The organism is Acidovorax sp. GW458-11-26-14-TSB4 (assembly GCF_059423865.1).
The window spans coordinates 198631-212236 of record NZ_JBWKYR010000010.1 but is presented as its reverse complement, the minus strand read 5'-3'; the positions used below and the strand labels follow the sequence as shown (position 1 = coordinate 212236).

The following is a 13606-nucleotide window of genomic DNA, read 5'->3' as shown; positions in this document are numbered from 1 at the left end:
GACAGCGCCGGCCCTGGGGCGCAAGAATGGAGGCCCTAAAGGGCTGCGCCGTGCCGTCCGGCGCATGCCCTCCGTCCCGACGGCCAGGGAGGTCCCCGCCCATGCTGTTCCATCCGTCTCCCCTGTCCCGCGCGGCCGTGGCCGCCGCCTGTGTGCTGGCGCTCGTGGCCCTGGCCGGCTGCGACAAGGTGCCCAAGCCCAAGGCCCAGGAGGCGCCGCCCGCCGCTGCTGCTGTGCCATCCCAGCAGTGAGCGATCAATCGACCTTGATGTTGCGCGCCTTGACCACGCGGCTGTAGATCTCCGCATCGCGGCGCACCATGGCGGCCATCTCGGTGCGCGTCACGCCCAGGGGCTCGCTGTGCAGCTCCTTGATGCGGCGTGACAGGTCCGGGTCCTTGCTGGCCTCCACCATCAGCGCGTTGAAACGGGTGAGGATGGGCTGGGGCGTGGCCGCGGGTGCCCAGATGCCGTGCCAGGACATCATGGAGAAGCCGGGCATCACCTCGGACAGCGTGGGCACATCGGGCAGCGCCGGGTGGCGTGTGGGGCCCGAATAGGCGAGCGCCTGCACCTTGCCGCTGCTGATGAGCTGGTAGCCGGTGGCGATGGGCTCCATCAGCGTGTCCACCTGGCCGCCCACCAGGTCGGCAATCGGGCTGGCGCGGTAGGGAACGTGCAGCATGTCGATGCCCACTTCGTCCTTGAGCGATTCCACGATCAGCTGCGAAGGGCTGCCCGCGCCGTAGGATGCATGCGAGTAGGTACCCGGCTTGGCCTTGGCCGCCGCCACCATGTCCTTGACGGTCTTGGCCGGGAACTTGTTGGTGGCGATCAGCACCAAGCCCTGGCGCATGGTGGTGGCCACGGGCACCAGGTCCTTGTCGGGGTCGAAGGGCAGCTTGCTGTAGATGTAGGGGTTGATGGTGAAGGCCGTGGACAGGTTGTACACGAAGGTGTAGCCATCGGCCGGCGCCTTGGCCACCGTGTCCGAGGCCAGGTTGCCTGCAGAGCCGGGCCGGTTGTCGATCACCACCGGCACGCCCAGCTTCTTGCCCACGTAGTCGCCGTACATGCGGGCAAAGATGTCCGGCGGCGTGCCGGGCGCAAAGCCCACCAGGATCTTGATGGGCTTGTTCGGCCACTCTGCCCCCTGGGCCAGGGCGGTGCCGGCACTGGTGGCCAGCAGCATGCCGCTGGCCAGGCCCAGCAGCGTCTTGATCATCATCGTTCTGCGCATTGCTTGTCTCCTGTTGCGGGTCATTCGTGCCCGCTTGTGTGGTTGCTTGCTTGGAATATCGGCGGTGCCTCGCCGCCATGGCGCGCACTGCGTCGTGTGGATAGCTCCGTCCCTAGGTCAATCGATGGCGTCACTCCTTTCGGACCGGGCATGGCTGCGCCAGAGCCGCCGCCGATCCGGGCGGGCTGTGGGGTCAGTGTTCATGGCTTGCTGCGGGGCTTAATCCACCTGGGCGCCGGAGCGTTTCACGGCCTCGCCCCATTTGGCGATTTCGGCCGTGCCGAAGGTGGCCATTTCCGCCGCGTTCATGGCTGCGGACTCAATGCCCTGTGCCGCGAGCTTGTCGCGCACCTCGGCCTGGGCAAGTACGGCCTGCGTCGCATCGCGCAGTTGGTCGCGCTGCGCGGCCGGCATGGAGGCGGGCGCATACAGCATGAACCAGGCCACCAGGTCGAAGTCCGCCACGCCCTGCTCTGCCAGTGTCGGCACATCCGGGGCCGCAGCGCTGCGCTTGGCGCTCGATGCGCCCAGCGCGCGCAGCTTGCCCGCGCGGATGTGCGGCAGCACGGCGGCCGGGTGGTAGAACATGAACTGCACGTTGCCGCCCATCAGCTCGGTGAGCGCCTGCGCCCCGTCGCGGTAGGGCACGTGCACGAAGTCCTTGGCCAGGCGGATGTTCAGCGTCTCGCCCGCCAGATGGCCCGAGGTGCCGTTGCCCGCCGAAGCGAAGCTCACCGCCTTGCCGCTGGCCTGGCGCAGGTCGGCCACACTTTTCCAGGGCGCGCTGGCCGGCACCACCAGCAGGGTGGGCGTGGCGCCCGCAAAGCCCAGGGGCACGAAGTCGCGCACCGGCTGGTAGGGCAGCTTTTTGTACAGCGTGGGGTTGATGGCGTGCGTGCCCACGGTGCCCATGAGCAGGGTGTTCGCGTCGGCGCCTGCACGGGCCACCATTTCACTGCCGATGGTGCCGCCCGCGCCGGGCCTGTTCTCCACGACCACCGTCTGCCCGAGCTGGCGGCCCAGGGCTTCGGCCAGTACCCGGCCCACGATGTCGGTCGAGGTGCCGGCAGCAAAGGGCACCACCATCTTGATGGGGCGGCCAGCGCTTTGGGCTGCGGCACTGCCCGCCAGCAGGGCCAGGACGGTGGCGGCGAGGATCTGGCGGCGCTTCGTCATGCCGCACCCCCGAAGCCTTCGGGCACCTGGCCGTCGTACTGCAGTTCGCGTGTGGCCTGGTAGGAGAGGGCGAAGCCGCTCGGCGTCTCGGCCTCTTCGGCCAGGTGGGCGATCAGCCCCGCCGTGCGCGCCAGGATGGGCACGCCGCGCAGCGAGGCCACGGGAAAGCCCACGCCCATCAGCACCGCCGGGATGGCGGCCGAGACGTTCAGGCGCAGCTCCTTGCCTACGATGCCCGGGATCACCTTCTCCAGCGCCTGGGCGATCTGCACGTAGCGCAGGTCGGCCCCGGCCTCGGTGGCCACGGCGATGAGCCGGCCCACGCGCGGGTCCACCTCCTTGTGCAGGGGGTGACCGTAGCCGGGGATGGCGCGGCGCGCGGCCTTGAGTTCGGTGATGACCGCCGTGGCAGCCTCATCGAGCGTGGCACCGGCATCGACCCGTGCCGCCACGTCGGCGAACAGGCGACCCGCCGTTTCCGAGGCGCCCAGGATCACCGAGCCGCAGCCCAGGATGCCGGCCGCCACCGCGCCCTGCAATGCGTCGGGCGCCGCCGCAAAGGTCATGCGGCTGGCCTGCACGCTGGGCACCAGGCCGTGCTCGGCAATCGCCACCAGCGTGGCGTTGAGCACCGCGCTGCAGGCCGCGTCGGGCTTGCGCCCTGTGAGCAGCAAAAAGAAATAGTCGGCGAACGACATATGGCCGATCAGGTCCTGGCACAGGTCCTGGCCGCGCACGACGATGGTGTGCTCGTCCGAGGTGCAGATGGCGGTGCGCGGGACGGTGGATTTTCCGATCTTCATTGTGTTGTCTCTTGTTTTTTGTGGTGTGTTGTCAGGCGGGCTGGGGCTCCAGGCGGAAGTCGTAGTGCGCCGACCACCAGGGCGCAGCCTGGGCCGTGCCGTCGGGCGCCTGGCCCGCGGGGTGCTGCTCGAAGTCCACGATCAGGCTGGGCCGTACGCCGAACACCGCGTCCGACTCGATGTAGGGGCTGTTCGCCACGAAGAGGTGGGTCGTCACGCGCGCATGCCCCGGGGCCGAGACCATCATGTGGATATGGCCCGGCCGATTGGGGTGGCGGCCCATGCCGTCGAGCATGCGGCCCACGGGGCCGTCCACCGGCACGGGGTAGAAGCTCGGGCGGATGGACCAGAACCAGTAGCGGCCCTGGTCGTCGGTGCGCACGCGGGCGCGCGCCGCCATGCCCGAGCCCTCGACCTGCATGTCGTACACGCCCTCACCATCGCCCGACCAGATGTCGAGCAGCGCGCCGGCCAGCGGCTGGCCATGCGTGTCGGTCACGCGGCCGCTGTAGAAGGTGGGCTCGCCCTTCACGCCTTCCGACAGGTTGGCGCCCAGCGGCAGCTCGGGCGCGCCCTCCCAGTAGTAGGGGCCCTGCACCGTGGCCTCGGTGGCTTCGGTCATGCGCTGGCTGCCCTGGGCATGGGCGGTGGCGCGCAGCTGGTCGAGCATCACCACCATCATGGATGCACCCAGTGTGTCCGACAGCAGGATGAACTCCTGCCGCTGGCCTGTGCAGGCCTTGCCCACGGCGGTGAGGAACTCGATGCCCTGCATCCATTCCTCGGGCTTCAGGTCCACCTCGCGGATGAAGGCGTGCAGGTGCGTGACCAGCGAGCGCATGATCTCTGCAAAGCGTGGGTCGCTGGCGCCTTCCAGGCGCTGCAGCACGGCCTGGGTCAGTTGGTTCTCGTTCGATGGGGTCATTGTTCTTGTCTCCGGATGGTTTTCTTTTTGAAGTGCTGGTCAGGCGGGTTGCCCCAGCCGCTGGCGTATGGGCCCGAGGATGGCTTCGTTGTCCGCCCCCAGCGTGGGCGGGGCCGTGACTTCCAGTGCGCGTTCGCCGTCGAAGCTCACCGGCGAGCGGATGGTGCGCCAGATGCCGCCCTCGGGATGGTCCGTGCTCACCTCCAGCTGCAGGTGGCGGGCCTGCGGGTCTTCCATGGCCTCGCGGGTGTCGTACATGGGGGCGTGGGGCACGTCCTCGGCTTCGAGGCGCTCGCACCAGGTGGCGCGCGGCTGCTCGCGGAACAGGCCGCCGAGCAGCTCGATCAGGTCTTCCTGGTGCACGATGCGCGCCTCGCGCGTCGCAAAGCGCGGGTCGTCGAACAGGCGCGGGCGCTCGATGGCATTGGCCAGGCCCTGCCAGAACTTTTCGGGCGAGGACATGTGCAGCGCGATCCACAGCCCGTCGGCGCATTCGAGCACGTACGACTGCGAGACGCTGGGCCGGCTGTAGGGCCCCATGACCTCGTCCTCCGAGAAGTAGTGCGTGAACGCATCGAGGTTGAAATGGCACATGGCTTCGAGCATGGACACCTCGACCTTGCGACCCACGCCCGTGCGGCCGCGCTCCACGATGGCGCCGAGCACGCCGTAGGCGGCGTAGAAGCCGGTCATCGCATCGGCCAGCGCCGGGCCCACCACGCGCGGGTTGGCGGGGTTCACCAGCAGCTTGAGGAAGGCGCTCGCGGCCTGGGCCACGGTGTCGTAGGCGGGGCGCCCCGCAGCCGGGCCGGTCTGGCCGAAGCCGCTGATCGCGCAGTACACCAGGCGCGGGTTCAGGCCGCGCAGCCGCGCCTCGCCTGCGCCCAGCCGGTCGGCCGCGCCGGGGCGAAAGTTCTGGATGTAGACGTCCGCATCCTTGACCAGTTCGTCGAACACCGCCGCATCCTCGGGCAGCTTGGGGTTGAGCGTGATGCTGCGCTTGTTGCGGTTGTAGGTCTGGAAGTGCGGGCTGTAGAGCCCGCCGCGGAAGGCGCGGAACGGGTCGCCCGCGCCGGGCTGCTCGATCTTGATGACCTCGGCGCCCAGGTCGGCCAGGAACATGCCTGCCGCCGGGCCCGTGATGAATGTGCCTTGTTCCAGCACCTTGATACCGCTGAGGACTTTGTGCACCTCGTTGTCTCCTGTCGTTGTTGGAGGCGACTGTAGGGGGCGCGCAGAATTCCTGGAAATGATTGTTTTTCATGGATACCATCGATGGCATCGATCAACAAACACTGCCATCAAGCCACCATGGAACTGAGGCACCTGCGCTACTTCATCGCCCTGGCGGGCTCGCTCAACTTCACGCGCGCGGCCGAGCGGCTGCACGTGACCCAGTCCACCCTGTCGCACCAGATCAAGCAGCTCGAAGAGGAGATCGGCGCCACGCTGTTCGACCGCGCGGGCAAGCGCGTGGCGCTGACCGAGGCGGGCGACGAGTTCCTGCATTACTGCACCAAGGCCCTGCACGAGATCGACCTGGGCCTGGGCGCCCTGCGCCAGAACAGCTCGGAGGCCGCGGGTGAGCTGCACATCGGCTCCACGCACACCTTCAACCTGGGCTTCATCCCGGGCTGCATCGCGGCCTTCCACGAGCGCCACCCGCGCGTGAAGGTGGTGGTGGAGGAACTCCCGGCCGACCAGATCGCCGCGCGCCTCCAGCAAGGCACATTGGACCTGGGCATCGCCTACCGGCCGGCCGTGCCGGGGCCGCTGCAGTTCGAGCCGCTGTACAACGAGGAGATGGTGCTGGTGGTCGCGCGCGGCCACCCGCTGGCGCGGCGCAAGCGGGTGCGCATGGTGGAGCTGCACCGCATGCCCATGGCGCTGTTGCCCGCGAGCTTTGCCACGCGGCAGATGCTGGACGAGTGCTTTCGCTCCTGCGGCGCCGAGCCGCAGGTGGTGGCCGAGATCAACACCCTGGCACCCATGATGGAGCTGGTGGGCCAAACGCAGCTGGCCTCCATCGTCGCGGCCAATGTGGTGGCGCCCGGCTCAGGCCTGGTGGTGGTGCGGCTCGAAAGCCCCACCCCCGTGCGCACGCCGGGCATGCTGTGGTCGCCGGTGGCGCGCGAGTCGGTGCCCACGCGTGCCTTCTCCACCATCGTGCGCAAGCTCGCGCTGCACGGCAGCCTGCGGGATGTGGCCCGCAGCCGCGGTTAGCCGAATTTCACCCAGTGATTGTCCATGCGTGCGCCAGTGAGCTCTTTGGCATGGGCGTGGGTGAGCGGCTTGGCCGCGCGTGCATCCTCCAGTGAATGAGAGACCCCTGCCGCCCACAGCCGGCCGCTGCCCACGGCCAGCGCGCAGACTTCCTCCAGCCCCACCAGGCCGCGCCACTGCCCATCGGGCGTGAAGGTGGCCACGCCCTGGCTGCGCGGGCAGCTCACGGCCCAGCCCTCGGCGGTGCTGGCAATGCTGCCGCCATAGCCTGCCATCGACTGGCCAGCCGGGCACAGGCGCAGCGCCTGGCCGTCGAAAAGCGCGAGGATGGGGGCGGCCGCCTTGTCGGCTGCCTCTGCGTGCTCGGCCTGCAGGGCAATGCCCAGCACCGTGCGCTCGGCATTCCAGGCCAGGTGGCGCAGGCTCAGGCGCGCATCGGGCAGGCGCCACTGGCCTTGCAGCTCGCCGCTGTCACCGTGCAGCCGCACGATGCTCGAATCCATGGTGTGCAGGTCGCGCTTGGTGCGGCCCGTCTCGGGCGCCGTGGGCACGCCGCCGTTGGCCACGATGAGCGACGGCTTTTCGCCATGAGCGGCAGGCGCCCAGATCAGTTCGTGCGCATCGATGCCGTGCGTGGCCCACTCGTCAACGGTCTCCAGGCTGCGCGCGTCGCGCCGTGCCACCAGGCTGGCGCCGGTGTCCACATCGGTCTCGGTGGTGTAGAGGGTGCGGCCGTCCGCGCTGGCGATCACATGGCCGTTGAAGGAGCGTGTCGCATCCACCCAGTGCCATTGCGCCTTGTCGGCGGGCTGGCCCGGGTGCCAGCGCACCAGCCAGTCGCCGGGGCGGCGCGCGGTGGCCACCACGCTGCCATCGGGCAACTGGGCCAGGCCGTGGGCGCGCGTGGGCACTTCCAGCACATGGCGCGTGCGCAGGGGCGAGGGGCCGCCGGCCTGGGCCGCCAGCACGCCGATGCGGTAGCTGCCATCGGCCTCTTGCCAGGCGCCCAGCAGCTGCATTTCAGCGCCCTGGGGCGCAGCGTGCGCGGCCAGGGGCACGGCGGCCAGGCTGCCCATCAACACCAGGGCTCGGCGGCGGCTCAGCGGTGCACGCACGTCAATCTCCGTCGGCATCCGAGAAGCCGATGCTGACCTGCAGCGCCGGGGCAATCTCCGCTTCGGCCAGGCGCTTGAGCGCGGCCAGCTCCTTGGAGGCCTGCAGCACCCGCTCGCCACCGGCCTTGCCCGTGGCGCCCGACTGGTCGATGGCCTGCAGGGCCTTGTCCACGCGCTGCGTGGTGGCCAGCAACTGGTCGGCCAGCGGGTTCAGGCCGCGGCCGCGCAAGTAGGTCTCCAGCGGTACCAGGGCTTCGCCGGGCGCGGGCGTGGCCGCGGTTTCGGGCAGCACGGCCAGGGTGCGCAGGGCGTTCCACTCGGCCTTCCAGGCCGCGATGGCCTGGCCGCTGGCGGCGCGCGGGTACTCGGGCGCGCGGCCTTGCGCCGCGCGCAAAGGCTTCTCCATGTGCGCCCAGCGCAGGCGTTCGATGCCACCCACCCACTGGTTGATGAACTCGCCCATGGCGGCGGTGGAGCGTTCCTGCTCTTCCTCGGCCGCCCAGTCGGTGCCGGCGGCGGTGTCGAAGGCACTGGCCAGGGCCACGGCCTCGCGCTCGATATCGAGCGCCACTTCCACGGCATAGCCGCAGGCCGGTGTGCCGGGGGCCACGGGCTGCGCCCACAGCAGCCATTCCAGCGCCGGCAGGCCCTTGGCAGGGGTGCCGATGCGCTCGAAGGCCTTGGCGCCTTGCGGCTGGGTCTTGATGGCGCGTTCGATCAAAGCGGGGCGGGTGGGCGAGAAATCCATCTGCCGCTGCGTGCGCCGTGCGATCACGGGGCCCACGGCCACCGCACCCAGCGTCTCCCAGGCCATCATGCTGCGCTGCCAGGCGCTGCGGGCGTTGGCCAAAGCGGCTTGCGATTGCCCAGCCGGTGCCTCGCACAGCGCGCGCACGGCCGGTGCCAGCGCCTGCGCGGCCGTGGCCAGCTCCTGCGCGCGCGGCTTGCCCCAGTGGCCATACAGGCTTTGCAGCGCGTGCGTGGTGTCGTAGAAGGGCACGGCGTTGAGCTTCCAGCCGGTCTGGGCCTGGGCTGGCAGCACCATGGCGCCCAGGGCCAGGGCGGTCGCTGCTGCGCGAAGGAGATGGTGTTTCATAGCGACTCCACGAACTTGACCAGCGCATCGCGCTCGGCCTTGTTCATCTTCAGGACCTGGTCCTTGGCGGCTTCGGCCTCACCGCCGTGCCAGAGGATGGCTTCGAGCACGCCGCGCGCGCGGCCGTCGTGCAGCAGCCGGGTGTGGCCGTTCACGTCCTTGATCAGGCCCGTGCCCCACAGCGGCGGCGTCTTCCACTGCCGGCCGTTGGCCGCGAAGTCGGGCCGGTTGTCGGCCAGGCGCTCGCCCATGTCGTGCAGCAGCATGTCGGTGTAGGGCCAGATGCGCTGGCCCGACAGGGCCTTGCTCGTCAGGTGCGGGAACGGGCCTTCCTTGGTCACATAGCTCGGCCGGTGGCAGGTGGCGCACTGGGCCTGGGCAAACAGCGCCTGGCCGCGCACGACCTGCGCGTCCTTGATGTTGCGCCGCGCGGGCGGCGCCAGCGTGGCCTGGTAGAACACCACGTCGTCAAAGGTCTTGTCGTCGATCTCCACGCCCGGCTGGCCCTGCGCGGCGGCGCTCTTGCCGCTCGGCGCGGCCAGGCAGTCCTTCTGCGTGGGGGTGCAGGTCTCGTTGGAAAAATGCTTGGAGGTGATGCCCATGTCGCCCTGGAAGGCGCCGCCGGTCTGGTGTGCGATGGTGGCGACATTGCCCTTCCAGCCGAAGCGGCCGAGCGCCATCTGGCCCGAGGGCGCATCCCACACGCGGTTAGGCACGCCCTTGATCGGGCCGCCCGCCGCGGCCTGGTCGGCCGCGTTGGCCAGGATGTCGGCTTCGGCAATGGCTTCGAGCAGGCCCACGCCGATGATCTGCGGCGCGATGCGCGGGCTCACCATGATCTCGGGGTGCATCGGGCCATAGCCGAGGTCGGCAAAGCCGTAGCTCGGGTCGAGCAGTTCGTAGGGTGTGCCGTCGGCGAACTTGCCCTTGATGGTCTTGTAGCGCAGGGTCACGCGGCCCTCGGGCTTGACGCCCTGGACGCCTGCGTTGTTGAACTGGTCGCCGTAGACCGGGTCGTGCTTGGGCCCGCCATGCGCGTCCGTGCCGGGGATGGACAGCCGGATCAGCAGGGCCACGGTCGGGTCCTTGGTCTCGCCCAGGCGGTTGAAGATGGCTGGCGGCTCGCCCCGGCCGTCCTGCACATGGCAGCCGCCGCACGAGCGCGCGATGAAGTGCGGCCCCAGGCCGTCGCGCGCCTTGGTCGAGGCCGGCGCCTCCACCCAATTGCGGCGGAAGAACGAATTGCCGATCACGAAGCGCGTGCGCTCCGCATCGTCCAGGTTGGCGGCGGGGAAGGAAAAGGCATTGCGGCCCGTGGCGAACACCGTGGTGTTGCCGCCGGCCTTCTCGCCGAGCGGGTCGGCAGGGGTGTCGGCCATGAGGCCGCCCAGGGCCGCAAGGCCGATGCTGGCAACCGCCAGGCGCAGGGCGCGCCGGCGGTGAGGGGCTTGCAAAAGGGACATGGAACGCCAGGGAAGCGCAGGGGGCCTCACGGCTGGACCAACGTGAGCTTGGTGATGCCGATGGCGTTGGCGGCTTCCACGAGGTCCTTGCTTTGCTGGGTCAGGCTGTCGATGGTCTTCTGGATGCGCTGGCGGCCCGGCGCATCCTTGCCGCCGATGATCTCACGGTCGAACGGCGCCTGGATGCCTTCGGCAGCCGCCACCGAGGCGGCGATCTGCTGGGTGGTCTTCTCGGCCAGCGCCGGGTTCTTGGCGGCCACCAGGTCGCGCAGCGATGCGCCCTTGACCACGCTGCCGTCGGCGCGCTTGTACTCGCCCAGCCAGACGTTCTGGATGCCCTTGGCATTGGTCACGGCGTCGCGGTGCGTGTTGTCCGAAAAGCACGAGTGCTCGTCCTCCTGGTCCTGGCTGTTCAGGGCCACTTCCAGGCGCTCGCCGGCCAGTTCGCCGCGCGAGAGCGAGCCCAGGCCCACCAGCATCTTGCGCACCGATTCCATGTTGCCCTTGGTGAACTTCGCTCGGTAGTTGGACTTGCCTTCGGGGGCCCAGGACTTCACGAGGAAGGACAGGTCGTCGATCAGCAGTTCGGTCACCACCGTGAGGTACTGGCGGCGGCGGTCGGCGTTCGGCTTCTTGCCGTCCACGAAGTCTTCGAAACTGCGGTTGCCCGGGCCGGTTTCGGACAGGTCCTGGCCCCACAGCAGGAACTCGATGGCATGCCAGCCGGTGGCGATGTTCTCCTCGCCGCCGCGCTCGTTCTGCGCTGCCAGCGCCTTCTTGGTGATGACGATCTTGCGGTTGTTGATCAAGCCGGCCTTGGGCTTGCCTTCCACGCTGTCCACGTAGGACTCGTCCATGGGCCAGGCGTTGAGCTGGCCTTCGGGGCCCTTGTCGTCGTCGATGGGGCCGCCGTAGAAGCGGAAGGCCTCGGTCTGGCCGTAGAACTCGCGCGCGGCCAGCCAGGTCTTGCGCGCCTCGGCCAGGGTTTCGGCCGACGGCTGGGCCGTGAACGCCTTGATCGCGGCCTGCATGGCCTTGGCGCTGGCCAGCGTGTCTTCGTAGTTGGCATGCACCAGCGTGGCGTATTGCGCAGCGACCGCGGCCGGCGTGATGGCCTGCTGGGCTTGGGCGGCCGTGCCTTGCGCCTGCGCCACACCCATCAAGCCCAGGGGACTGGCAGCGATCAGGGCCGCAGCCAGGGTGGTGGTGTGCAACAGCGTGGTTTTCATGCGTTTCTCCTCAAAACGAAAACGGGTGACAAGGCAGACCTGCCCGGAGCGCCCCGGCCTGGCGTGCGCCAGGCGGTGGGTCCGGTGGGTGTCGAGGGGGCGAATGCCCGGAGGTCAACAAACGGTGCACCGCGGTGCGGGCGCCCTTGAACGCATTGATTATAAGAATGGGATTTATTTGCATTGGTGCAAAAAGGGCATTGCCATGCGCCTGGTGCGCTGCCCAACCCCTGAAAAGGCACGGGGCCCTGCATTGCTGCAGGGCCCCGTCCAGCCGCGCCAGGCGCGGCATCCCATGACTTGAGACCAACCGATCTTTGCGATCAGCCCAGGCGTGGCTGCTTGGGGGTGGCCGTGAGGTAACCCACCGCGGAGGCGGTCTTGTTCTTGTAATTGGCGATGATCAACGGATCCAGCGTGGGCTTGACCACGTTGTGGATGGCACCCCAGTCACCGGCGTGCTGGAAGTTGCTCATGATGTAGGTCCAGCCGTTGATCTCGTCCACGGCATGCAGGCCGGTGGATTCGCCGCCTGCGGGGATGGACATCAGGCGCGACAGCTGCTTGGTGTCCACGTTGTAGGCCCACAGGAAGTTGTTCACGTGCTGGCTGCTGTCTTCGCCGATGAACAGCGTGCGCATCTTTTCCGAGAACTTGAGGTTGTCGGGGTTGCCGATGTTGTTCGGGTTGGCCGTGTTGCCCAGGGCGTCGGCCGCGATGTCCTCGCCCACCAGCAGGGCCTTGGTGTCCACGGGCATCCACTCGCTGTTGATGGTGCCGCCGGCCGTGTCCTTCTGGCCGCCGCGCAGGTTCAGCGCCATCACGGCGCCGGCGTTGATGGCCTTGGGCACGGACACGCCGTTGCCCGCCACGTTCAGGGCATTGCCGGCCACCATCGAGGTCTGCACGTTCTGCAGGGCCGAGTAGGCGATCTTGTCCTTGGCGTTGACGGTGGTGCCTTCCATCTTGGTGAAGCCCATGCTCGCGCCCACGAAGGCGGCGTAGCGGTGGGTTTCCAGGAAGGCGGCGGCCTTTTCCATGCCCGGCTTGAGCTTGATCCACTCTTCCTTGCCGTTGGACACGATGCGGGTGTAGCTGGCGTCGTTCGGGTTGGTGGTGGCCACGGTCATGATGTCCGTGGGCTTGAGCGTGTTGGCCAGGTTCTCGATCTCGGCGCTGGTGGCCGAGCCGAGCTTGATCCAGGTCAGCGGTGCGCCGGCGGTGGCTTTGGCATCCACGGTGAAGCCGGCACCGACCTTGGCGGCGTACAGCGTGCCCGAGGACAGGTCCTTCTCGCGGTCGGCCACGAACACGAAGTAGGCGCTGTTGGTGGCGTCGTCACCCATCAGCGCGGTGCGCTGGTCGGGCATGACCTGCACCAGCTCGTGCGAGATGCGGCCCATGCAGAAATGCTTCTTGATGCTGGCGGTGCCGTCGGGGTTCACCGTCACTTCGGGCATGTGGCCGTAGTGGTAGGGGTTGGCGCGGCTCGCGTCGCCGTACAGGTTCTTGGCGTAGGCCTGGAACTGGGTGTTGCTGGCGATGGTGAACGCGTCGGGTTCGTACTCTTCGCTCGACAGGTGGGTGCCCCAGGGAGACAGGCTGGCGCCGCAGGTGATCCACAGGCCGTGCACCTTGGAGGTGTCCACGTTGTGGTACTTCACCAGGCTGAGCTTGCCGGTGTTGGGGTCCTGGTCCAGCGTGAGCACGGCGATGGGCGAAGGCAGCTTGCCGTACATGTCGGTCTTGCCGTCCTGGGCCCAGGTGGTGTATTCGAACTGCACCACGGCGAACACGTGGTTGCCCTTGACGCCGTCGACCTTGGCGTTGGGCACGGTCAGCAGCGAGGTGCCGTCCGGCGAGTCGGAGTAGTACTGGCGTTCCTTGCCAGGCACCGTGGGGTCGATGATGGGCTGGTTGTTGATGTCGAAGTAGCCGCCAGCAACGATGTTGCCGCCCTTGACGTTGGCAACCGAGTCGCCGGTCAGGAAGAAGGGCTGGTAGGCCAGCGCATAGCTCTGCACCGAGTTGTCGCTCAGCGTGACCTGCATGGTCGAGCCCACGGTGTTCGTCGCCATCGCGGCCGGGTTGGCCAGCGTGGGCGCGGCCATCGAGGTGAATGCGGTGGACACGTAGCTGGCGTCATCGCCGCCGCCGCAAGCGGCCAGCAGCGATGCGGCCACACCGCTGGTACCCAGGGGAAGCAGGGGAATGCCGGCCAGGAATTGAAGGGCCTGGCGGCGCGAAGGAATAGACACAGAGGTCATGGAGTGCAGTTTCCGTGGTTTGTTATATGGGTTTTTAGAGAGAGATGCCCGGTGGCCGATCCGCTCTGCG

At 68.6% G+C, this 13606-nt stretch carries 12 protein-coding genes; 2 read left to right on the top strand and 10 right to left on the bottom strand.

The features are described from left to right. Positions 1-101 precede the first annotated feature (101 nt). The gene (locus AC07X5_RS20675; RefSeq protein WP_494771647.1) at positions 102-251 is read left to right on the top strand and encodes a hypothetical protein; all 150 of its coding nucleotides are present in this window, start codon (positions 102-104) and stop codon (positions 249-251) included. Between the two features lie 4 nt (positions 252-255). On the opposite strand, the gene AC07X5_RS20670 is transcribed toward AC07X5_RS20675, so the two are convergent. The 5 genes from AC07X5_RS20670 to AC07X5_RS20650 all read right to left on the bottom strand — a co-directional run bounded on the left by AC07X5_RS20670 (position 256) and on the right by AC07X5_RS20650 (position 5334). After that, positions 256-1239 (bottom strand): Bug family tripartite tricarboxylate transporter substrate binding protein, encoded by a 984-nt coding sequence (locus tag AC07X5_RS20670; RefSeq protein WP_494771646.1) that lies wholly within the window; start codon positions 1237-1239, stop codon positions 256-258. A gap of 219 nt (positions 1240-1458) precedes the next feature. After that, complete coding sequence (locus tag AC07X5_RS20665; protein ID WP_494771645.1) at positions 1459-2415, bottom strand: Bug family tripartite tricarboxylate transporter substrate binding protein; 957 nt, start codon at positions 2413-2415, stop codon at positions 1459-1461. Continuing rightward, a complete protein-coding gene (locus AC07X5_RS20660) occupies positions 2412-3218 on the bottom strand; it encodes a citryl-CoA lyase (RefSeq protein WP_494771644.1) in 807 nt (268 codons plus the stop codon). The genes AC07X5_RS20665 and AC07X5_RS20660 overlap by 4 nt, the downstream gene beginning before the upstream one ends. Before the next feature lie 31 nt (positions 3219-3249). Continuing rightward, positions 3250-4143, bottom strand: a complete 894-nt coding sequence (locus tag AC07X5_RS20655; RefSeq protein WP_494771643.1) for a dioxygenase family protein — start codon at positions 4141-4143, stop codon at positions 3250-3252. Positions 4144-4182: 39 nt separating this feature from the next. After that, entirely contained in the window at positions 4183-5334 is a 1152-nt protein-coding gene (locus tag AC07X5_RS20650) for a CaiB/BaiF CoA transferase family protein (protein ID WP_494771642.1), read from the bottom strand. Positions 5335-5454: 120 nt separating this feature from the next. Here AC07X5_RS20650 and AC07X5_RS20645 point away from each other — a divergent pair, with 120 nt between their 5' ends. Next, positions 5455-6366, top strand: a complete 912-nt coding sequence (locus AC07X5_RS20645) for a LysR substrate-binding domain-containing protein (RefSeq protein ID WP_409962964.1) — start codon at positions 5455-5457, stop codon at positions 6364-6366. Here the strand turns inward: AC07X5_RS20645 and AC07X5_RS20640 are convergent. The 5 genes from AC07X5_RS20640 to AC07X5_RS20620 all read right to left on the bottom strand — a co-directional run bounded on the left by AC07X5_RS20640 (position 6363) and on the right by AC07X5_RS20620 (position 13536). Next, complete coding sequence (locus AC07X5_RS20640; RefSeq protein ID WP_494771641.1) at positions 6363-7499, bottom strand: DUF1513 domain-containing protein; 1137 nt, start codon at positions 7497-7499, stop codon at positions 6363-6365. The genes AC07X5_RS20645 and AC07X5_RS20640 overlap by 4 nt on opposite strands. Further along, positions 7483-8577, bottom strand: coding sequence for an imelysin family protein (locus tag AC07X5_RS20635; RefSeq protein ID WP_494771640.1), 1095 nt, complete (start codon positions 8575-8577; stop codon positions 7483-7485). The genes AC07X5_RS20640 and AC07X5_RS20635 overlap by 17 nt, the downstream gene beginning before the upstream one ends. Further along, positions 8574-10040 (bottom strand): di-heme oxidoreductase family protein, encoded by a 1467-nt coding sequence (locus tag AC07X5_RS20630; protein WP_494771639.1) that lies wholly within the window; start codon positions 10038-10040, stop codon positions 8574-8576. The genes AC07X5_RS20635 and AC07X5_RS20630 overlap by 4 nt, the downstream gene beginning before the upstream one ends. Before the next feature lie 26 nt (positions 10041-10066). Then, positions 10067-11269, bottom strand: coding sequence for an imelysin family protein (locus AC07X5_RS20625; RefSeq protein WP_494771638.1), 1203 nt, complete (start codon positions 11267-11269; stop codon positions 10067-10069). 323 nt (positions 11270-11592) lie between these two features. Next, a complete protein-coding gene (locus tag AC07X5_RS20620; RefSeq protein WP_494771637.1) occupies positions 11593-13536 on the bottom strand; it encodes a PhoX family protein in 1944 nt (647 codons plus the stop codon). Positions 13537-13606 lie beyond the last annotated feature (70 nt).